Annotated in this window: 20 protein-coding genes and 1 tRNA gene; 12 read left to right on the top strand and 9 right to left on the bottom strand. The window is 41.6% G+C overall.

Annotated features, from left to right (window positions below; translation table 11 throughout):
- Positions 1-454: 454 nt before the first annotated feature.
- The 6 genes from AACZ87_RS13710 to AACZ87_RS13685 all read right to left on the bottom strand — a co-directional run bounded on the left by AACZ87_RS13710 (position 455) and on the right by AACZ87_RS13685 (position 4,127).
- Positions 455-1,021: a hypothetical protein gene (locus tag AACZ87_RS13710; RefSeq protein WP_339867974.1), complete on the bottom strand. Its 567-nt coding sequence runs from the start codon at positions 1,019-1,021 to the stop codon at positions 455-457.
- 586 nt (positions 1,022-1,607) lie between these two features.
- Entirely contained in the window at positions 1,608-2,096 is a 489-nt protein-coding gene (locus AACZ87_RS13705) for a DUF4252 domain-containing protein (RefSeq protein ID WP_339867973.1), read from the bottom strand.
- An 88-nt stretch (positions 2,097-2,184) separates the two neighbouring features.
- Positions 2,185-2,739 carry a DUF4252 domain-containing protein gene (locus AACZ87_RS13700; RefSeq protein ID WP_339867971.1) on the bottom strand — a complete coding sequence of 185 codons (555 nt, stop codon included), beginning with the start codon at positions 2,737-2,739 and terminating at the stop codon, positions 2,185-2,187.
- Positions 2,740-2,742: 3 nt separating this feature from the next.
- A complete protein-coding gene (locus AACZ87_RS13695) occupies positions 2,743-3,171 on the bottom strand; it encodes a hypothetical protein (protein ID WP_339867969.1) in 429 nt (142 codons plus the stop codon).
- Positions 3,168-3,659: a sigma-70 family RNA polymerase sigma factor gene (locus AACZ87_RS13690; RefSeq protein WP_339867967.1), complete on the bottom strand. Its 492-nt coding sequence runs from the start codon at positions 3,657-3,659 to the stop codon at positions 3,168-3,170. Before AACZ87_RS13690 ends, AACZ87_RS13695 begins: the two co-directional genes overlap by 4 nt.
- A 395-nt stretch (positions 3,660-4,054) precedes the next feature.
- Positions 4,055-4,127: transfer RNA gene (locus AACZ87_RS13685), tRNA-Phe, on the bottom strand.
- A 102-nt stretch (positions 4,128-4,229) separates the two neighbouring features.
- Here AACZ87_RS13685 and AACZ87_RS13680 point away from each other — a divergent pair.
- From AACZ87_RS13680 to AACZ87_RS13665, 4 genes are all read left to right on the top strand, one after another.
- On the top strand, positions 4,230-5,564 hold the full coding sequence (locus AACZ87_RS13680) for a 4Fe-4S dicluster domain-containing protein (protein WP_339867966.1): 1,335 nt from the start codon (positions 4,230-4,232) through the stop codon (positions 5,562-5,564).
- Between the two features lie 145 nt (positions 5,565-5,709).
- Positions 5,710-6,501: a (Fe-S)-binding protein gene (locus tag AACZ87_RS13675; protein ID WP_339867964.1), complete on the top strand. Its 792-nt coding sequence runs from the start codon at positions 5,710-5,712 to the stop codon at positions 6,499-6,501.
- A gap of 79 nt (positions 6,502-6,580) precedes the next feature.
- Complete coding sequence (locus tag AACZ87_RS13670) at positions 6,581-7,069, top strand: hypothetical protein (protein WP_339867963.1); 489 nt, start codon at positions 6,581-6,583, stop codon at positions 7,067-7,069.
- Positions 7,070-7,108: 39 nt separating this feature from the next.
- Complete coding sequence (locus AACZ87_RS13665; RefSeq protein WP_339867962.1) at positions 7,109-9,040, top strand: OmpA family protein; 1,932 nt, start codon at positions 7,109-7,111, stop codon at positions 9,038-9,040.
- Positions 9,041-9,116: 76 nt separating this feature from the next.
- On the opposite strand, the gene AACZ87_RS13660 is transcribed toward AACZ87_RS13665, so the two are convergent.
- Genes AACZ87_RS13660 through AACZ87_RS13650 form a run of 3 tightly spaced genes read right to left on the bottom strand, consistent with a single transcriptional unit; the run spans position 9,117 to position 12,036 of the window.
- Positions 9,117-10,106 carry a YpdA family putative bacillithiol disulfide reductase gene (locus AACZ87_RS13660; RefSeq protein WP_339867960.1) on the bottom strand — a complete coding sequence of 330 codons (990 nt, stop codon included), beginning with the start codon at positions 10,104-10,106 and terminating at the stop codon, positions 9,117-9,119.
- A gap of 6 nt (positions 10,107-10,112) precedes the next feature.
- On the bottom strand, positions 10,113-10,877 hold the full coding sequence (locus AACZ87_RS13655) for an NRDE family protein (RefSeq protein ID WP_339867959.1): 765 nt from the start codon (positions 10,875-10,877) through the stop codon (positions 10,113-10,115).
- Between the two features lie 55 nt (positions 10,878-10,932).
- Positions 10,933-12,036, bottom strand: coding sequence for an alkene reductase (locus AACZ87_RS13650; RefSeq protein WP_339867957.1), 1,104 nt, complete (start codon positions 12,034-12,036; stop codon positions 10,933-10,935).
- Positions 12,037-12,377: 341 nt separating this feature from the next.
- Here AACZ87_RS13650 and AACZ87_RS13645 point away from each other — a divergent pair, with 341 nt between their 5' ends.
- From AACZ87_RS13645 to mraY, 8 genes are all read left to right on the top strand, one after another.
- Positions 12,378-12,749 carry a BlaI/MecI/CopY family transcriptional regulator gene (locus tag AACZ87_RS13645; protein WP_339867955.1) on the top strand — a complete coding sequence of 124 codons (372 nt, stop codon included), beginning with the start codon at positions 12,378-12,380 and terminating at the stop codon, positions 12,747-12,749.
- Positions 12,749-14,857, top strand: coding sequence for a M56 family metallopeptidase (locus tag AACZ87_RS13640; RefSeq protein WP_339867953.1), 2,109 nt, complete (start codon positions 12,749-12,751; stop codon positions 14,855-14,857). The genes AACZ87_RS13645 and AACZ87_RS13640 overlap by 1 nt, the downstream gene beginning before the upstream one ends.
- A 469-nt stretch (positions 14,858-15,326) precedes the next feature.
- A complete protein-coding gene (gene mraZ, locus AACZ87_RS13635) occupies positions 15,327-15,761 on the top strand; it encodes a division/cell wall cluster transcriptional repressor MraZ (RefSeq protein ID WP_339867951.1) in 435 nt (144 codons plus the stop codon).
- A gap of 4 nt (positions 15,762-15,765) precedes the next feature.
- On the top strand, positions 15,766-16,677 hold the full coding sequence (gene rsmH / locus AACZ87_RS13630; RefSeq protein WP_339867950.1) for a 16S rRNA (cytosine(1402)-N(4))-methyltransferase RsmH: 912 nt from the start codon (positions 15,766-15,768) through the stop codon (positions 16,675-16,677).
- Complete coding sequence (locus AACZ87_RS13625) at positions 16,674-17,057, top strand: FtsL-like putative cell division protein (RefSeq protein ID WP_283414756.1); 384 nt, start codon at positions 16,674-16,676, stop codon at positions 17,055-17,057. The genes rsmH and AACZ87_RS13625 overlap by 4 nt, the downstream gene beginning before the upstream one ends.
- Positions 17,054-19,162: a penicillin-binding protein gene (locus tag AACZ87_RS13620; RefSeq protein ID WP_339867948.1), complete on the top strand. Its 2,109-nt coding sequence runs from the start codon at positions 17,054-17,056 to the stop codon at positions 19,160-19,162. The genes AACZ87_RS13625 and AACZ87_RS13620 overlap by 4 nt, the downstream gene beginning before the upstream one ends.
- Positions 19,163-20,626, top strand: coding sequence for a UDP-N-acetylmuramoyl-L-alanyl-D-glutamate--2,6-diaminopimelate ligase (locus AACZ87_RS13615; protein WP_339867946.1), 1,464 nt, complete (start codon positions 19,163-19,165; stop codon positions 20,624-20,626).
- 1 nt (position 20,627) lies between these two features.
- On the top strand, positions 20,628-21,839 hold the full coding sequence (gene mraY, locus AACZ87_RS13610; protein ID WP_339867945.1) for a phospho-N-acetylmuramoyl-pentapeptide-transferase: 1,212 nt from the start codon (positions 20,628-20,630) through the stop codon (positions 21,837-21,839).
- The last annotated feature ends 3 nt before the right edge of the window (positions 21,840-21,842 follow it).

Raw genomic sequence — 21,842 nt, 5'->3', positions numbered from 1 at the left:
TTCTATTGTGTAAAAATTGGATCGAAATATTTGATTTGAAGGCCTTGCTGCAGCTCAAGGAGGCTATTTTTTCTTTTTGCACGTCCCTTTAGGGACAAACTATGGGTAGAAAGGAAAGTTGATTGTGCTATCTGCCGTGCCTTTAGGTACGGAGCTAATTTATTGTATAGATAAATCCTGCTTCTGGAGAAGCAGGATAGCATTAAATGTAGAATTACACAGAGCATCCCGCAGATCCATTGGCTTCGAAATGGTGTTAAAGGCGCTGTAATTGGACTTCGGCTGCGCTCAGTCTGACAATGGTAAAAGTTTTATCTATGGCCTAACATAAATTCATTTCTAAACTGCGCTCTCCGCGATTAACTCTGTGACCACCGCGGTTGATTTACTTTTTAAACAACAAAACCCCGCTCGATTGCTCAAGCGGGGCTAGTTTATATGAAGTTGGTTTAGCTTATAGGCTAGTTACATAACCTTCAAATCCTGATGCAGTTTTCACTTTAAAGTTGATACCTGCTCCACTTACTTTGTCGAAAGAGTAGATTTTGTGAAGTCCTTGTGGATTATCGATTTTCTCAGTGTGGATCAATTTGTCTCCGTCATAGATCATCACTTCGATGTCCTTCGCGTCAAGGTTGCTTACTAGCAATCTGTATTTGTTATCTCCCATTGGAGAAACTCTTGAGAATACAGCTGGAGTCTCTGCTACAAAGTTGTTGAAAGAAGCAGTTCTCAATACGCCTGATTCGTCCGTTACTTCTACAGAGTAGTTTCCTTGAGGAAGAGCTTTAAGATCGTATTTCTTAGCAAAAGCTTCATCCTTAGTGATTCTGTCTCTCAAGATCAAACGATCTTCAGAATCTGTGATTTTAACAATCACAGTTCCTTGTGGTGCTTCATTGAAGGATACTGCAACCTTAGTAGTTTCAGTTTGTCTAATTAAGACAGATGTACCTTCTGATTTGGCAAACGCTCCTGCAGCGATCCCCGCTACGAAAAGCAATGTGAATAATTTTTTCATTTTAATAATTGGTTTGAATAGGTTCTAATTTTTCAAATTAACCGCCTGACGGCTGCTCCGTCTCAGGTGGGGAAATTTGGGCTGTAATTCAATTCGGTTACCGATTGGTTTGTTATTACGATTCAAAGGTACGACTGAAAATATCAATTGCAAATACTTCAATAAAAAAAGATCATTGTTAATGATTTGGTAACAGAACATTGAAAATATTGCCGATTTAATAAAATGCTCCCGCAATCGATAGCGGAACTCCTTGTGTTTTGATTTTTGCGTATTTTGAAGAATATTTGTTGGTAAAATTGATAATTACGAAATAATGTAATTACAGGCTAAGAGTATATCTATAGATTTCCAATGGAAATTTTGTGAAAAAAAATTTAAAAAATTTTTCAAAATGCTTTTTCAAATGGGTAATCATGAAGCCGATTTGACATAAATCAACAGTTTATATCTGATGTAACTCCCCTAATCTGACCCATGTAGTTATAAATTGACAAAAAAAATGGGTTTAGAATTGATTATCTAAACCCATTTTGTGTAATCTTACATAAATAGGGTTGCTGTATATTCTGATTTTTTACTGGAATTAGTTTCTGCTACTATAATTTGCGGCTTTTGCGACCAATTCCTGATCAAATTTGCCCTTCAATTCCACAACCATCAGATCACCATCATCACCACCCACAAGAACTACTAAATCTGAGATGGTATTTCCTCCTTTAGAATAAACCATCACGCCTCCTTTTTTTCCTTCTGAAGCCTCCATTAGCAAATCATACCTTTCTTTCTCAAGACCTTTCTGCAATGTTTTATATTCAACTCTTCCTGCATCAGCATGATCGGGAAGGGTAAAGAAATTTAATTTCTCAATTGACTTGGCTACTGTCGCCATATCATTTTTGTCAATATCGATTTTGAAGCCTTCGGCAAAGTTCATGAAGTTGCCTCCCAGCTCCATATGGAAGAAGTCATCCTCACTTTTGTATTTTTCATAAAGTGCTTTGACACTTTTACTTTGGGCTTGGACAGCCATCGCTGTTCCAATTAGTGCGAGGGTTAGAATTATCTTTTTCATGTGTTTATTATATAGTGTGGTTTGTAAATGATGCTTTTCGATGTGGGAAACCTTCTTACTGTCTTTCAGTTTCGCTTTACTTGATACTTTATTTAATCCCTTTAGGCCCCTTCGGTCCTTTACTTCCTTTTCCATAAAGATCCATCCCCGGGATATCTGTCTTTTCGGCAAGCAAATTGAGATCTTCGTAGGTAAAACTTCCCAGCATTGACAATAGAGTAAAGTCTCCATCTTCTCCTGAGATCATCATGAGTTCCTTTACTAAGCCGCCTTCCTCGCGAACCATAAACTTCAGGCTACTTCCCTTGTCTTCGACAATCATCAGGTCCTCGTATTTGTTTTTTGTAAGCGTGCCCATGGCTTCTTTGTAAAAAGCTAATCCATTCACCTCGTCAGAAGAAAGAATTCGAATCCCTTTTACCTTTTGAATCAATACACCCAGGTCCTCTGAATCCTTGTCTGTACCGGCATTACTTTTCAGAAAGCCTCCGGCCATTTGCATCATCTTTGGACTGATATATACTCTGGAGAATCTATCATCATCCATGTACTTGGAGAAAAATCGTTGGATAGCATCATCCTGAGCTTGCACCTTTATAATAAAGGCAAACAGCAAAAGCGGAATTAGTAGAAATTTCTTCATGGCTTATTTTGATATAGAGTTGCCAAATAATTGGTTTGTTGTATTCAGGTATTTCATTTCATTCATGACATTCATTTCTTTCTGTCCTTTGGAAAGGTTGGTTTGGATTAAGGCAAATGCCTGCATCACCTCTAGGTATGCTTCCTCTTCAGCTTGCTTCTGTTCATAAACAGTCCATCCCCATAAGGAGCCAGCTAAGATTGCAACTGATGCTGCCCAGTTCATCCAGTTCCTGGATCTGATTGGAACTGTCTTAGTAGGTATTTTCAGAGTTGGTTCTTCTGAAGAGAGCTCACTAAATCCTGAGAATAAAATTTTCTCATCTGCATATCCTTCTGCAGCTTGAAGTAATTCCTTCAATTCCTGTTCTTCGGCAAGGGTAGTCTCAGCTTCCCAATACTTTTCAAGTAATTCGTCTATTCGCTGGTTCATTTGGTCGATTTTTGGTTGAGCATCCGCTCTCGAATGCTTTTTCTGGCTCGGTGAAGGTTAACTTTCACTTGTTCCAGGCTTATGTCTAGGTGCTCGGTAATTTCCTCGTAACTCAAGCCTTCTACCTCTCTCAGATGGAAAATCTCTTGCTGACGAAGAGGCAAGCCTTTTACAAGTTTCATCACTTGTCGCACCGAGTCTTTTGTTTCCTCAGGCACCGGTTCCTCAATTTCCAATTCCTCCAAGCCATCGAGAGATTCCAGTTTCTTGGTCTGGCGAAAATGCATCAAGACCTCATTTTTTAGACTTCGGACCAACCAACCAGCAAGATTTGGATGACCTTGAAGTTCCTCTTCCCGTTCGAAAGTTTTTTCGAAGACATTCTGAAGCATGTCCTCAGCAAGGGATCTGTCCCTCACCCAGAGATATCCCAGCCGGTAGAGCCTGCCTCGTTGCGGCCAGATATGTGCTTCAAAAAATGACTTCATTTAATACGGTAATGCATGGAAATCGGGAATGTTACAGTTAGGATGAAAAAAAGTAAAAGTTTTTCAAACAGACTATTAAAAGGAGAGCGATAGACTCTCAACCATTTAGGCTTTTGGCTTATAATGCTTACTAGACTAAATTGCTTCTAAATTACACCAAGAAATAGTATGCATGCCTACTGTTTCTTAATTTGCTAGAGTTGTTTTGAAAACTAGTACTGAGTTTGATCTTTAAAAATAGAAATGAGCAATAGGAAAAGAACAAATAGCGCGAGTGGAGAAATCTCGGTTTCGTTATTAGAAACCAAGTTTGGATTTGCGAACTCTGTGAAAACTTTGTGCTCTTTGTGGTCAAATAAGCACATAAAAAAAGCCCTGAATTGCTTCAGGGCTTGTGGTGATAAATGGACTCGAACCATCGACTCACGGATTTTCAGTCCGATGCTCTACCAACTGAGCTATATCACCTTGTTGTAAAGTGATGCAAAGGTAGATATTTCAGTTTTTGAAGCAAGTCATTTAAGGAAAAAATAAACAGGAAAACCCAAGAAACACGCTAATAACGTCACTATGAGCTTTTTACCTCAAATAATATTTTTGATCATTTTGGTTGCTGCGAGCTTCTTTTTGATCAAACGCGTCAAATTCCTCCGTAGAAACATTTTTCTGGGAAAGGCAGAAACAAGAAATGACCAACCAGACAAACGCTGGAAGACCATGCTTATGGTGGCATTCGGTCAGCAAAAGATGTTTAAACGGTTTATTCCTGCTTTCCTTCATTTCTTCGTATATGTTGGGTTCTTGGTGATCAACCTTGAAGTTCTGGAGTTTGTCTTGGATGGGATTTTTGGTACACATCGGCTTTTTGCACCTTATTTAGGAGGCGCTTACGTAGCAGCCATGAATTTTTTTGAGTTCTTAGCTATGATGGTCCTCATTTCCTGTGTGATCTTTTTGATCCGAAGAAATGTGGTTAAAGTCCCTCGATTCACCAAGCCTGAGATGAAAGGCTGGCCGGCAATGGATGGAAACTTGATACTTGCAATAGAAATCGTTTTGATGATTGCTATCCTGAAAATGAATGCTGCTGACCAGATTTTGGCCGCAAGAGGAGTAGAGCATTACATACCTGTTGGAACTCTATTTTTCAGTGGTTTGCTTTCTCCGCTTTTTGAGAATTTCAGTTCTGAGTTTTTGATTTTCGTGGAGAGAGCTGCTTGGTGGTTCCATATTGTCGGGATTTTAGCCTTTGCTATTTACGTGACCTATTCTAAGCACCTGCATATTTTCCTTGCTTTCCCTAATACTTGGTATTCGAACTTGAAGCCAAAGGGAGAGATGGTAAATATGCCAGCAGTCACTAATGAGGTAAATATGATGCTTGGTATTCCTTCTGACGCTCCAGTTGATCCCCCTGCCGAGATTGGAAGATTCGGAGCCAAAGACATCAATGATCTGAGCTGGATCAACGTGATGAATGCCTATTCATGTACCGAATGTGGTAGATGTACTTCAGAGTGCCCAGCTAATTTGACGGGTAAGAAACTTTCTCCGCGAAAAATCATGATGGATGTGCGGGATCGTGCAGAAGAAGTGGGTAAAAGTCTGGATGCTGGAGGAAAAGGTATTGAAGACGGTAAGTCACTTTTGGGTGACTACATCACGAAAGAAGAATTGAATGCGTGTACGAGCTGTAATGCCTGTGTGGAGGCTTGTCCGGTGAACATTGATCCACTTTCTATCATTTTGGAAATGCGTCGCTATGTAGCCATGGAGGAATCCGGAACGCCGGCTCAGTGGAATGCCATGTTCCAAAACATGGAAACCAGCTTTGCTCCTTGGAAATTCAGTCCTCAGGATAGATTCAATTGGGCTGAGAAAGTGAAAGAGGAAGAAATAAAGTGATCAGTTACCAGTATTCAGTCTCAGAATTCACTAAGAAAGTGGATTGAATAAGTAGAGAAATTGAAATAAGATCGAGGTTTCAGAGCAAAAGGCAATCATGAAAATGCCCTCGTAAATCCAATATCATAAATCGTATATCAAAATCATGTCAACATATAAAGTACCAACCATGGCCGAGATGGCCGGCAAAGGAGAAAGTCCAGAAGTGCTATTCTGGGTAGGTTGTGCCGGATCTTTTGATGATAGATACAAAGCCGTTACTGAGGCTTTTGTAAAAATACTGAATAAAGTAGGTGTAAGTTTTGCCGTGCTCGGTCCAGAAGAAGCCTGTACCGGAGATCCTGCCAGACGTGCTGGGAATGAATTTCTTTTCCAGATGCAAGCCGTAGCGAACATCCAGGTGATGAATGGCTATGACATCAAAAAGGTAGTCACCGCTTGCCCACATTGCTTTAATACTATCAAAAACGAATACCCGGCTTTAGGCGGAAATTATGAAGTAATTCACCATTCACAGTTTCTTCAGCAACTGATCAATGAAGGAAAAGTGGCGCTGAAAGGAGGGGGAGAATTCAAAGGAAAGAAAATCACTTTCCATGATTCCTGCTACTTAGGTAGAGCAAATAATGTCTATGAAGCACCACGAGAGGTGATCAAAGCTTTGGATGTGGAATTGGTGGAAATGAAGCGTTGCAAGACCAAAGGTCTATGCTGTGGAGCTGGAGGAGCGCAGATGTTCAAAGAACCTGAGCCTGGCAAAAAAGACATCAATGTGGAGCGTACCGAGGAAGCTTTGGCAACGGGAGCTAGTACAATTGCTGTAGGTTGTCCATTCTGCCTCACGATGATGACAGATGGTGTAAAGAATAAAGAAAAAGAAGCGGAAGTGAAAGTCTATGACTTGGCAGAGATGATCGCCAAGGATATGGGGATTTAACTATTTTCTTTGAATCAATTTGACCCTTTTTGCCGTTAGGTAGAAAGGGTTTTTCTTTGCCAATAAGTAATAAGCATTTATGTACGTAGAATTTAAAGATATTTCAGAAGATTCAAGGGTTTGGGTTTACCAAGCGGCACGTCAATTTACTGAGCAGGAAAGGAAGTTGATTAGCACAAAACTTTCTGCCTTTTGTGAAGGTTGGAATACGCATGGCAATCGAATGCCTACCTCATTTCAGATTTTGGACAACCAAATCTTGGTGTTAGCAGTAGATGAGTCAGGTTTAGGGGCTAGCGGTTGCTCTATTGATAGTTCTGTGCGGACTTTGCGTGAGCTGGAGAGTGAAATTGAAAACAATATCACGGATCAAGGTAAGGTCACATTTAAATCCAATACGGGTGAAATCACCGTAGCTTCTGCTTTAGGAATCAAGTCAAAAGTCACTTCTGGGGAGATAGATCCTCAAACCCTCGTGATTAACCCGCAGGTAAAGAATAAAAAAGACCTGGAAAGTGTATGGATTTTGGCCGGGAATAGCTGGCTGAACAGATACTTTCCAAATTAATTTAGTAATATTCAGAATAGATCATCAATCACCTTTAAGATGAAAAACCATTTTTTGTGGATTTGCTTATTACTCTTCATAGGGGTAACCTCATGCAAGAGCCTTCAGGAAAAAGGAAATGACCAGTTTCTGTCTGGCCAATACCAGTATGCCATCAATACTTTTTCTCAGGTTTTGGCAGATGACCCTGAAAATAAAGAGGCAAACCAGGTTATTGCCGAGAGTTACCGGCTTTCCAATAGAATAGAAGACGCTGCTCCATATTATGAGAAGTTAGTAGAAGAGGACCCGACTTTTGATAGCTATTACAGATTGGGCTTAAGTTTGAAAGCTCAGGATAAGGACGAAGAAGCGAAGGAAGCTTTCGAAAAAGCAAAGGGTTACACACAGGATGAAACCTATTTGGCAGAAACTCAACGACAACTTGAGGCAATTAAATTATCTCAGGGAATTGAAGATTACTGGCCATATCATGAGCTGGTAAATTATAAAGATTTGAATACCGCGGGACCAGATTATGCACCGGTGGTTTCTGAAGATTTCATTTATTTCACCTCAGGTCGTCAAGCGAGCGGACTCTATCCTGCAGATGGATCACCCTATACTAAATTGTTCCGTGCGAGAGCCGATGGGATTAAAGTAGATGTCAGTGGAGCTCAGCCGCTACCTGAATTCAAAAATGAAGAAGGCTTGAATCAAGCGGCGATTGCTATCAGTCCGGATGGAAACACAATCATTTATGCTCGTGGTAATTCTACTTCGGACAAAGATCTTCCAGAAACAGCACTTTTTGTTTCTTATTTCCGAGGTGGAGGTTTTACGCAGCCAATCTGGATGCCTGTAAATGAAGATGAGTTTTGGTGGAATTCTACACCCGCTTTCTCTGAAGACGGCGAGGTATTGTACTTTGCCTCAAATAGACCTGGGGGTTATGGAGGGATAGATTTGTATAGCGCAACCAAATTGGCCAACGGAGATTTTGGAAATCCTAAAAACCTTGGACCAAACATTAACACGCCAGGCAACGAGCTTTTTCCAAGACCAATGGGAGATGGCAAGTTTTTCTTTTCATCTGATGGACATCCTGGGTTTGGAAAGCTGGATCTTTTTGTTGCAGAAAATGATGCATCAGGAAAGCAGGTTATCAAAAATCTTGGAGAGAACTTCAATAGTACTAATGATGATTTCTCACTTTTCTTTACCCAGTATCCTAAAGCAGGTTTCATTTCTTCCAACCGCGATGGCGGAATAGGAGATGATGATATCTATTTCTTTGAAGACAAGACGCCTAAGCCAAAAATCATAAACGTATTGCTAAATGTCTATACCAAGCAGCGTGTGGCAGGAGAGGATGATGCTGTATTGGAGCAAGCAAGAGTTGTATTATATGATAGCCTGAGCAAACAAGCTGGCGGAGACTTTTCCAATACAAACGGTCGTGTCCGATTTACTTTGACGCCGGATTCTGACTTTACGATTATTGCATCTAAAAGTGGCTATTTCTCTAAATCAATACCATATACGACTACAGGAAAGACCCCGGATATTTCTACTCTGGTACAAGACGTAACCAATATTACGCTGGATACTACGATTGTGCTGGATCAATTGGTGCTGGATCGTTCTATCGTTTTGGAGAATATCTATTACGATTTGGATAAAGCTGATATTAGACCTGATGCGGCTGTAGAACTGGATAAATTGGTTCAGATACTTAAAGACAATCCAGCTATCAGAATCGAGTTGAGCTCGCACACTGATGATAGATCTTCTGATCAATACAACCAAGACCTATCTCAACGTAGAGCACAATCTGCGGTTGATTACATTGTTTCCCAAGGAATTTCTGCGGATAGGTTGGTTGCCAAAGGGTATGGTGAGAGTCAGTTGATTATCAAAAATGCAACTACTGAAGAAGAGCACCAGACAAACCGAAGAACAGAATTTAAAGTAATTGAGATAAAGGAATAAAAAGTAAGCTGTTCTAAAATAGAAGAGCCTGATCGAAGTGATTCGATCAGGCTATTTTATTTTTAATCCCAACTTCTTACTTCTTACTTTTCACTTCTGACTTTTGCACTATATCCTTTACAATCATCCCAGCATGTACCACGCTGTTCTCAATGAAGAACTCACGCGTATTCAACCCGCCACAAACTACTCCAGCAAGGTAAACTCCAGAGATATTTGATTCATGAGTCAATTCATTGTACTCTGGCTGCCTTTTTTCATCCTCGCTCAATTTGACTCCCAATTGATTTAATAAACTGAAATTAGGCTTGTAACCCGTCATTGCAAGTACGAAATCATTCTCTATAGTCACATCTCCGTCTGGAGTAGCAATTACCACTTCATGTTCGAGAATTTCTTTGAGTCTTGATTTGGTGTATGCCTTGATAGATCCTTCTTTGATTCGGTTAACAATATCAGGACGAACCCAATATTTCACCGCCTGATCAACTTCATCTTCAAGTAAAACCATACTTACTTCGGCTCCCTTTCTCCAGGTTTCTAAAGCAGCGTCCACAGCAGAATTTGCTCCGCCGACTACCACTATTTTTTGATTGATAAAAGGCCAAGGTTCTTTGTAGTAATGGTGAACTTTTGGCAGGTCCTCACCAGGGATATTCATCAGATTTGGTAAGTCATAAAAGCCCGTTGCCATCACGATATTTTTGGTGAGATACTCTCCTTTTGAAGTAGTGACATAGAATATCTCTTCTTTTTTCTCTAGCCTTTTTACAGCTTCATAAAGCTTGACATTTAGATCAAAGTGGGAGAAAATCCTTCGGTAATATTCCAGCGCTTCCGTACGATTTGGCTTATTTCCTATAGACATAAAAGGAATGCCTGCCATCTCCAACCTATCTGAGGTGGAGAAAAAAGTCATATTGATAGGGTAGTTATAGATAGAATTGGTCAATGCGCCTTTCTCAATAATCACATAATCCAATCCTGCTTTTCCTGCTTCCACACCGCAAGCAAGACCTATTGGTCCGCCTCCGACGATGAGCATGTCATATATTTTATCTGCCATTAGGTCTTAGGTTTGATCGAGTTGAAACTGAAAGCCAGTGTCTTGATAAACATCCGGATTCCATTGGAAACTTCGTTGTTTGAGCTGCACAAGCCCAGACTTATGTTGAACCACGGCTGCGGCCGAAACCGTTCCATAATTCCCCGGCATTCGGATTAATTGTGCGGACAGAGAAGTTTCCATCTCGATTGGCACGCCAGTGTTTGGTAGTTTTTCTGGTGGAAATGTCTCTCTCGATTTTAGAATATTGAGGACATCATTTGTTAAAAAAGCAGATTTTGTTAAGCGAATTAGTTGCGCTTTTGCCAGTTCTACTTTTGGCCATGGATCATCGAGCAGCGCATTGCTCAAACCATAGATACCAGGTTTTACTTCTTGAACCTGGGGAGAATAATTACTGAAGTAGAGTAGCTTTTTCCCATCGCTCACAAGCAGGTTAAATCCATCATATTGGTCCTGGTATTTTTGAATTCCTTCCAAATATTCTTCTGGTGCGATCGTACTTTCCAGCCAAGCTTGAACTAGCTTTCCCCGGCTGATCTTGGCATTTCGTGGGTTATTAAAATCCCGATAATTCGTAAGCAATGACCAGCGCCCATTAGGATGAAATCCCATCCAGGTGCCACCACTTCTTAAATCTTTTCCTGCGTAAAAGCCAGCTTCCCAGACATGCAAGGCATCTGAGGGTCGCTCAAAGAACTCATCTCGGTTTGCGCTGATGATTAATGGATATTTTGGATGGGTTTTCCAGGAAAAAGCTACTAGACACATGGCTTAAAAATAAAGAAAAGGCCGGATATTCCGGCCTTTAGGGTGATTACACAACTTAGGATTCCTTCATCGTAGGGTAATCGGTATAACCTTTTTCACCAGGTGTATAAAACGTATCTTTGTCTGGCTGAGCTAGATCGGTACCTGTCTCAAAGCGGTTCACTAAATCCGGATTTGAAATGTATAATGTGCCGTAAGCAACTGCATCAGCGTCTCCACTTTCGATCACTTTATTTCCTTTTTCCTGATCAAAGCCAGCATTGATTACAAGAGTACCTCTATATAACGGGCGGAAGTGCTTAGCTATATGCTTTACTAAATAAGGTTTGTCAGAAACATCAGAAAACGGCTCAGAGAGGTGGAGATAAGCCAAGTCATAGTCATTCAACTTCTTGACTATGAATTCAAATGTAGGGATAGTCTCCTCATCTGCTGTCATGCCAAATACACCGTCTAAAGAAGGATTTAATCGTAAGCCGATTTTTTGCTCAGGCATTACTTCTTTCAGTGCGTCGATGATCTCGAAAAGTATCTTGGCCCTGTTTTCTATAGATCCTCCATATTCATCTCTTCTTGTATTGCTGGTTGCATTGAAGAATTGGTGAAGTAAATAACCGTTGGAACTATGGATTTCTATTCCATCAAATCCAGCTTCCATTGCATTTTTACCTGCATTTTTGAAATCTTGGATAGTCTGCTTGATTTCTGCCCGTGTCATTTCCTTGGGAGTCACTGTTTCTTTAAAACCTTCTGGGGTAAATGACTTTTCGTGTGGATTGATGGCTGAGGGCGCCAATGGCAATTCCCCATTGTGGAAATCAGGATGTGATATTCTGCCTACGTGCCAGATTTGGATGAATATTTTTCCACCCTCGTCGTGTACAGCTTTAGTTACTCCTTTCCAGCCTTCTACTTGCACATCAGAATATATTCCTGGAGTATTAATGTAGCCAACAGCTTGCTTGGAAACTTGTGAACCTTCAGTGATGATCAATCCTGCAGAAGCTCGTTGGGTGTAATATTTCTCGTGAATTTCAAATGGTTTATTTGAAGGATTGTCTGCACGACTTCTGGTCATCGGAGCCATCCAAACTCGGTTTTTTAATGCTAGTCCGCCTGCAAGCGTGATAGGTTTGAGTAGAGGTTGATCGTTGTTCATGGTAATTGTTGGTTTGTTTTCAAAAATTCGGTGTCTATACAACTAATGTCAAGGCAATAAAGTTCAGGCTTTTGGGTAATGGTTTCTGTGGATGCCATTTTGTGCTATAACGGACAATAAAACCTTACCAAACTTCAGAAATGGACAGTGGTTTTATATGTAGGATGGGAAAATGAGTGATACTCGTTCGATGTGTAAGTCTTATTTTATTGCTTATGAATTGCTTTAAAATCCTGAAAAATAGATTGTTAACATTTTTTAATACGATTATATTCGTAGATGTTTTGTTCTTACGATTTTCATCGTATATCTTTGGTACGAAATTTATCGTATAATGAGCCATGAGTAAGCCAACAGAATCAGAATTAGAAATACTTTCCCTGTTATGGGAAATGAAGCAGGCCAGTGTGCGTCAAGTCCACGAGCGATTAGCTGAGACAAAGGATACTGGATACACCACCACGCTGAAGACTATGCAAAATATGCATGCCAAGCAGATGGTGAGTAGGAACGAGTCGCAGCGAACACATGTATACAGTCCTGCGACTAATCAAAAAGACACACAGAAGTCTTTGCTGAAAAACTTGGTGACCACAGCATTTGGTGGTTCTGCTCAGAAATTGGTGCTCCAGGCACTGGGTGAAGAGAACCCGTCAAAGGAGGAATTAGATGAAATTCGAGCATTTTTAGACCAACTAGAAAATAAAAAATAATGGATCTTTTGAACGACTGGATTCCCGAAAGTTTGCTGTATGCCATGGGCTGGACTCTCGTGCATTCGCTTTGGCAACTTGTCCTTATAGGTGCAGGCCTTTGGTTACTTTTAAAACTGTTTAGAAAGAATAGTCCTGCTTTCAAATACAATTTGGGTTTGGCAGCAATGGGGTTGACTGTTCTAGTTGCTTTAGGAACGTTTATTTATGAGGTTTCCAGCTTTACGCCCACCCCTTTATTTGATCGAATAGCGTTTATCGCCGCCGCTCCTCAGGCAATGCAAGCCTCTTCTTCGCTTGGTATTGAATCTGTCATTGCGATGTCAGTCAATTGGATAGAACTTCAGCTTCCGCTATTGGTAAATTTCTGGTTTGTTGGTGCATTGCTCTTTCTTTTCCGACTATTCAATAGTTTGTCAGAAGTTCGCACGCTGAGAAGATCCTCTTCAGAACCTCAGGATTTCCAGTTAGAGAAAATGCTTTACCGGCTAATGGGTGAAATGAATGTCTCTAAAAACGTAGAGATACGCTTGACTTCCTATGGAGTATCGCCTATTACTTTTGGCTTCCTCAAACCTATTATACTGATTCCTTCAGGATTAATTTTCCAGCTCACCCCAGTTCAGCTAGAGGCAATTATAGCCCATGAATTGGCCCATGTGAAGCGGAACGATTACTTCATCAATCTAATTCAATCGGCTCTCGAAGTGCTTTTCTTCTATCACCCATGCTATTGGTGGATGAATCAGACGGTGAAAGAGTTGCGTGAAAATGCTGCCGATGATTTGGCTGTACAGGTTGGTGTCACTCCCAAAGAGCTGGCCTACAGTCTGGCAGAAGTATTGAATTTTGCGAAGCAAAATCCTCCTGAGCTTGCCTTGGCAGCGGGAAAAAGAAGGAATCCTACCCTTCAAAGAATCAAAAGAATCCTGGGTCATCCGGCTCAGACTTATCCTCAAAACCCTATTATTTCTATCCCTATGTTACTTACACTCTTATTAAGCGCGGGCCTTATGGCGACAGCACAGCAGGACGTTTCTGTCTCTGTTGAGAAAACAAAACCGATATCGGTTAATGTGAATCCAGTTATTGAAGTTTCTAAGGATTCTGATGTGAAGTTGGATGTCAATTCAGATGTCACTGTCGCAGTGAATGCAATTGTTGATAATGAAGCCACTAAAGTTGTGGTCATTGATGGAAAAGCTGAGTGGATCAATGCTAAAAATGAAGTGATTGAATTGAATTCTGCCAATCCGCAACGTATCCACATAAAAGGTGATACAATTATAGCCAAAGGCGATACCATCATTTTGAAAAGTGGTAATAAAACTACTTACACCTATACAAATAAAGGCAAGACCTTGATTCTGGAAGATGTAGCTGGTATGGATCTTTCCCCGATGCCCGAATTCCCTGCTCAGGCTATGGCTCCGGTGATGGATTTTGTGATGGCTCCTACGCCGGTAATGGAATTTGCCATGGCTCCCATGATGGACTTCGATATGGGGGAGATGCCAGCGATGAACTTTGATATGGGAACTATGCCAGCTATGGACTTTATGATTTCTCCCCCAGCATTTGATGTGGAATGGAGCTCCTTTTCTCCAAAAGACACGATAAATATGACTAAGGCGGAGAAGCAGAAATGGCAAAAAGAGATGGAGATGAGAGCAGAGGAATATTCCAAAAAAATGGAGAATTGGGAGGTTGCGATGAAGCCTAAGATGGAAGAATACGAGGCTAAAATGGCTGAATGGCAGAAGAATTTTGAGCCAAAAATGGAGGTGTATGAGCAAAAAATGGCGGAATGGCAGAAAGCTTATGAGCCTAAATTAAAAGAGTTTGAAAAGAAGATGGCTGAATGGCAAAAAGCGAATGAGCCGAAGATGAAAGAGTTTGAGGCAAAGATGGATGCCTGGCAAAAAGCTAACGAGCCAAAAATGAAGGAGTATGAGGCGAAGATGAAAGCGTGGGAAAAGGAGATGCAACCGAAAATGGAAGAATACCAGCGCAAAATGGAAGTTTGGCAAAAAGAGAATGCAGCCAAAATTGAAGAATACCAGAAAAAAGTGGAGCAAGAATTAAAGAAAAAAGAGGATAATAAATAAGCTTCCTATCCTGACGATTTTATCTGAAAAGATAATTGTGTGTTGATGCTTTGAAAAAGACCTGCCCGATGGACAGGTCTTTTTTGCTTTTGACTTTTTTTGTACTCAAGGTTGGTGTTTGTGGGATTTTTCCCCACCTCCACAATATCAATGGTCTACTTGATGGGAAATTGCCCCACTTTTCTTTTACTCTTCTCCTTCCCCTTGCAATCATATTCTTTCTGGCTGTAGAAAAACCTTCAATATGCTTGTTTTTGCCCCATTTTGGGGAATCTCTAACGGCTTTCTAATCAATACAATACCTCCAAAAAAATCCTTGAATTTTTCAATTAATAATTGGGATGGAATAAAGAAATCCCTACTTTTAAGTCAAAGTGGGAATTTGTGGAGTAAAGTGGTAGAAAGTGGTGAGCATTTTGTTACTTTTGTCTTTACTACATACTCATCATTCTAAAGAGTTCAAGAATTTATGTTCAACAGTCAATACGATTGCAAGCTAGATCCCAAAGGGCGTCTGGTTTTGCCGGCCAAGATCAAGGCGGCAATTCCGGAGGCAAATGGGAGTGCGCTTATGCTTCGAATGGCTGAAGATAGGTGTTTGGCACTCTATACCATGGTGGAATATAAAAAACTGGAGAATCAAATAAAGTCTCTGAATATCAATAATCCTGAACAGCGCTTGCTGCAGAGGTCTTTTTTCAATTCTGTTACTGACGTAGAATTGGATAGCGCGGGCAGGTTGTTGATTCCAAAGCATTTCCAGCTCTATGCTGGACTTGAGAAAGAAATAATGGTGGCGGGGAACGGTACTCGAATAGAGATCTGGAATTCTGAAAACTACCTAAATAATATTATCAAAGATCCGGCGGACTTGTCCAGCCTGATGGAAAAGCATCTCTCTTAATCTCATGACGGAGTCTATTTACCATATACCAGTGATGCTAGCCCAATGCACTGAAGGCTTGTCTATTGATCCCAATGGGATTTATGTAGACGTGACTTTTGGTGGAGGTGGGCATTCCCGTGAGATTTTGAAGCATCTGGACAAGGGCCATCTCTATGCCTTCGATCAGGATGTGGATGCTGAGGCAAATATTCCTGCGTCTGACAACTTCACCTTTATCGCTGCGAATTTCCGGGATTTGAAAAAATACCTGAGACTTCATGGCGTGAAGAAGGTGGATGGAGTATTGGCGGACCTTGGCATTTCATCCCATCAGATCGATGAGCCTAGCAGAGGTTTTTCTACCAGATTCAGTGGTAGTCTGGATATGCGAATGAATCAGTCAGCTGATGTTTCTGCCAAAGAGGTTCTCAACACCTACGACGAGGGAAAGCTTCATAAGATTCTTGGAATGTATGGAGAGGTGAAAAACGCAAAGACCTTGGCGCAAGCAATTGTCTCCGAAAGAGCTTCTCAGCCATTCGAAACTACAGAGGGGTTTACGGCCTTTTTGAAACGATATGCCCCAAAGGGCAAAGACTTTAAATACTATGCTCAGGTCTTTCAGGCCCTGAGAATAGAAGTTAATGACGAAATGGGTGCTTTGGAAGATATGCTGCTCGAGGCGGTAGAAGTGCTTAAGCCGGAAGGGCGATTGGTAGTGATGAGCTATCACAGTCTGGAAGATCGTCTGGTGAAAAATCTGATGATCAAAGGCAAATTTCAAGGTGAGGTGGAGAAGGATTTCTATGGAAATCTAATTCGGCCTCTGGAGCCAGTAAGCAGAGGAGCAGTAGTGGCGGATGCTGAAGAAATAGCGTCAAACCCAAGAGCAAGAAGTGCAAAACTCAGAATAGCGAAGAAGACGGAGGTATGAGCAATAATACATTCAGAAAGAAATTGAAGTCAGGCAACAAACCAAAAGGTGGTCCTCGCAAATCCATTTTCACATGGATAGAGGAGAAGCTGGATGTCACTGGTGTGTTGGGAGAAGGAGTGCCTGTCCAATTGGTTCCGCCGGTTGGATTTGTGGCTTTATTGGCTTTGATCTACATCTGGAGCAATCACCGCGCGGAAAACATGGTGCGGAAAATAGAAAAAGCGCAGCAGGAAGTAGAAGATCTTCGTGCTGATGTGACTACGCTGGAAGCAGAATACATGCTGAGCAGCATGCAGTCCGAAGTAGCGAAGCGAGTAGCTGAGCAAGGAATATTTGAATTGAATCAACCACCGATAAAAATCGAGGTAGAAAAGTGAATTTTAAGCGATCCATATTGATCCGAGTGCGGGTGGTGTTTATCCTGATAGCGTTGTGCTCAGCTGCCATTCCGTACAAAGTCGCCAAACTTCAGATGGCGGAGGGAGACGTATGGCGTGAAAAAGCTGAAACGATCAATTTCCAATACCGGGAAGTGCCCGCAACTCGCGGTAATATCTATGCTGCTGATGGAAGTCTGCTTGCAACTAGCCTTCCTTTTTATAGAGTGGCATTAGATCCGACTATCGCAAAGTCTGATCGGTATAAAGCTGGGATTGATTCCTTGGCCAAGATGCTTTCCGGCTTTTACAAGGATAAATCAGCGTCTTCTTACAAAAGAATGATCAATGATGCCAGGTTGGACAACAAGCGCTATTTGGTTTTGAACAGAAAGCAGATCGGGTATCAAGGCATGCAGGAAATGTCTAACTGGCCAATTTTCAGAGAAGGAAGACTGGGAGGTGGAGTTATTTTCGAGAAAGTAGAAAAAAGATATAGACCGTTTAATTCCCTTGCCAGCCGAACAGTTGGCTTTTTGAATGAAGACGAATATGGTGCTGGAATCGAATACAGCTTCAATAATTACCTGCAAGGTCAGGATGGAAAAGCGCTTTTCCAGCGCTTAGCCGGAGGAAGTTGGAAGCCGGTTTTTGATGCCGAAGATGTGAAGCCTGAGAATGGCTACGATGTCACTACTACGCTTGATGTGAATATTCAGGATGTGGCAGAAACTGCCTTGAGACGTCAGTTGACAGATCGAGATGCGGAATTTGGATCAGTGATCGTGATGGAAGTAAAGACTGGAAAGATCAAGGCAATAACCAATTTGCAGCGTAATACAAGTGGAAATGGTTATGGTGAAAACTACAATTACGCCATAGGAGATCAGGGAAATACAGAGCCAGGTTCTACGTTCAAGTTGCTTTCCATGTTGGCGCTTTTGGAAGAAAATAAAATCACGCTGGATGAAACTGTGGAAACTGGAAACGGCGCCCACAAATTCTATAACCAAACAATGCGTGATGCAAAAAATGGTGGCTATGGAACCTTGACAATTCGTGAAGCTTTTGAGAAATCTTCCAATGTTGGGATTTCGAAATTGGTAGATGAACATTTCGGATCCAGTCCTTCCAAATTCATGGCTTATTTAGATAAGGTAGGATTAAAGGAGCCTTTAGGGTTTCAATTGATCGGAGAGGGGAAACCTTTTTTCAAAACGCCTGGAGCAAAGGACTGGTATGGGACCTCACTTCCATGGATTTCTATTGGCTATGAAGTAAAACTGAATCCACTTCATACGCTTGCATTATATAATGCCGTGGCTAATGGAGGCAAAATGATGAAGCCATATATCGTTCAGTCGGTTTCTAAAGGCAATATCATCGAAGAGCAATATCAGCCAGAAGTCATCAGGAAACAGATCGCTTCTGAGAAAAACATCAAACTTCTTCAAGGTCTTTTGGAAGGAGTTGTGGAGAAAGGAACAGCGAGAAATATTGCCAATGCTGATTACAAGATCGCAGGTAAAACAGGTACCGCTCAGAAGCTGATTAACGGGCAGTATTCTAGAATTTACTACACAAGTTTCGCAGGCTATTTCCCTGCTGACAACCCAAAGTATTCAATGGTTGTCGTGATCGACAGTCCAAAAGGCTTTGCTGCATACGGAGGGGATGTCTCAGCTCCGGTTTTCAAAGAAATAGCAGACAAAATTTACGCACTTGATATAGAGCTGAATCCTGAAAATCAACAACAGATTTTAAGAGCTGAAATTGATGGAGCGCAATTGCCATATGTGAAAGCAGGTAAAGCGGAAGAGCTTCAAGGCATTTTCCAAGAACTCGGATTGAAGGCATCTGCTGCTAATCCTGAGGAATGGGTGAAGACAGTCGCTCAGGATGCAAGTGTACAGATGAGTGTCAATGATACGGACAAGTCGACTGTACCTGATGTGTCAGGACTTCCGCTTCGAGATGCGCTTTTCATCCTTGAGAATAAAGGAATGAAAGTCAACTACACTGGGAAAGGCAGAGTAAAAACGCAGTCTATTTCCGCTGGGACCGAATTAAGAAAGAACGCAACAATAAATCTGGTATTAGGATAAATGAAAGTACTAAAAGACATATTATATAAAGTATCACTTACCTCTACTACCGGAGACATGGAGTTGGGAGTGAAGGATATTGTCTTTGACAGCCGTCAGGTGACTGAGGGAAGTGCTTTCGTAGCGATCAAAGGTACTCAGGTAGACGGCCATGAATTCATAGAGAAAGCTATAGGGCTTGGAGCTCAGAGCATCGTTTGTGAGCAATTGCCAGAGAAACTAGTAGAAGGAATAAGCTACGTGGAAGTGGTGAATTCTGCCCGCGCGCTTGGTGTCATGGCAAGTAACTATTTTGACAATCCTTCTGAGAGTATCAAGGTAGTGGCGATCACAGGTACAAATGGAAAGACCACCACAGCCACTCTTTTGCATCAGCTTTTCATGCGGATGGGCTACAGCACCGGCTTGCTTTCCACAGTAGAAAATAAGATTAATGAAACTGTAATCCACGCGACTCATACTACGCCAGACGCGGTGAGTGTGCAAGCTTTGCTTCGCAAAATGGTGGAGGAAGGCTGTACGCATTGCTTTATGGAAGCGAGTTCGCATGCCATTGTGCAAGAGCGAATAGCTGGTTTGAAATTAGCCGGAGCAGTTTTCACAAATATCAGCCATGACCATTTGGATTATCATGGCACGTTTGACGAGTACATCAAGGCAAAAAAGAAGTTGTTTGATGAGCTTCCAAAAGGTGCTTTTGCACTGGTAAATGGTGATGATAAACGAGGATCTGTGATGCTTCAAAATTGCAAAGCTTCTCATCAGTATTTCGCACTTAAATCTCCTGCTGATTTTAAGGCCAAAATCATTTCCAATACACTCGAAGGACTGGAGCTAGACATCAACGGTAAGTTGATCTGGTTCAGGATGATCGGGGCATTCAATGCCTACAATCTTCTGGCGGTTTTGGGAGTCACTGTCCTTCTGGGCGAAGAGGAGGACGAAGTTCTTCGTGAGCTTTCAGGGATCCGCGGAGCTAAAGGGCGTTTCGATAGAATTTCCATTGCTGGAATCACTGCCATCGTAGATTATGCGCATACGCCAGATGCTTTGGATAATGTCCTTAAAACAATCAACGGTGCTAGAACGGGTGGAGAACAACTGATCACAGTAGTGGGCTGTGGAGGCAATCGTGACAAAACTAAGCGTCCCATCATGGCAAAAATTGCTGTTCAGGAAAGTGATAAAGCAATTCTTACTTCTGACAACCCTCGATTTGAAGTGCCGGAAGAAATACTAAAAGATATGCAGGCTGGGGTAGGTCCGTCTGAAATCAGAAAAACATTAACCATTGTGGATCGCAGAGAGGCAATTAAGACGGCTTGTATGCTTTCACAAAAAGGAGATATCATTCTTATCGCCGGCAAAGGCCATGAGGATTATCAGGAAATCAAAGGAGTGAAGCATCACTTCGATGATACCGAAGTAGTAACCGAGTTTTTACAACAATTGACACAGAGCTGAGATGTTATATCCACTTTTTGATTATTTGGACAAAGTGCTTGATATCCCTGGAACAGGGGTGTTTAGATTTATCTCATTCCGAGCTGGAATGGCTGCGCTATTTTCATTGATCATCACCATCTCTTTTGGTCACAAAATCATTGCTTGGATCAGAAATAAGCAGATCGGGGAGACAGTAAGAGATCTAGGTTTAGAAGGCGAAAAGCAGAAAAAAGGCACGCCGACGATGGGGGGCTTGATGATCATGGCTGCGATATTGATTCCGACTTTGCTTTTCGCAGATCTGAATAACATCTACATCATTCTTTTGCTGATCACTACGGTCTGGTTGGGAGCAATTGGCTTTGTAGATGATTACATCAAGGTTTTCAAGAAAAACAAAGAAGGTCTCGCCGGTAGATTTAAGATCATCGGTCAGATTGGCATCGGGATTATCGTGGGTTCCACACTTTATTTCAATGAAAGCGTAGTAATCCGTGAGTTTACCAATCCGGTTTCCATAGAAGAAGGTGTGGTAGAAACGCCAACGTACAGAGATGTGAAAGTGGCTAAAACCACTATTCCTTTTACCAAAAACAATGAGCTGAATTACGAGACTTTGCTTGGCTTTATGGGTGAGGCAATGACTCCGATTCTGTACATTTTCGTCGTGACTTTCATCATTACCGCGGTTTCCAACGGTGCTAATATCACAGATGGTATCGATGGATTGGCAGCAGGAACCTCTGCAATTATCGGATTGACAATTGCGATTTTCGCCTACCTAAGTGGTAATGCGATTTTCTCATCCTACCTCAATATCATGTACATCCCCAATTCAGGTGAGCTGGTGATTTTTGCTTCGGCCTTTATCGGAGCCTGCGTGGGATTCTTGTGGTACAATGCCTATCCGGCTCAGGTTTTTATGGGCGACACTGGCAGCTTGATGTTAGGTGGAGTAATTGCTGTTTTGGCGTTGACCCTTCGCAAGGAATTGCTGATTCCAGTGATGTGCGGAGTCTTCGTAATTGAAAATGCAAGTGTGATGCTCCAAGTGGGTTACTTCAAATACACTCGAAAAAAATACGGTGAAGGCAGAAGAATCTTCTTGATGTCTCCGCTACACCATCATTACCAAAAGAAAAATATCCCAGAGGCCAAAATCGTAACCCGATTCTGGATTGTGGGGATTCTTTTGGCGGTAATCACTTTGGCAACATTGAAACTTAGATAATAG

The sequence above is a fragment of the uncultured Algoriphagus sp. genome (genome assembly GCF_963974365.1).
Classification (GTDB): domain Bacteria; phylum Bacteroidota; class Bacteroidia; order Cytophagales; family Cyclobacteriaceae; genus Algoriphagus.
This window is presented reverse-complemented; position numbering and strand designations above follow the sequence as displayed.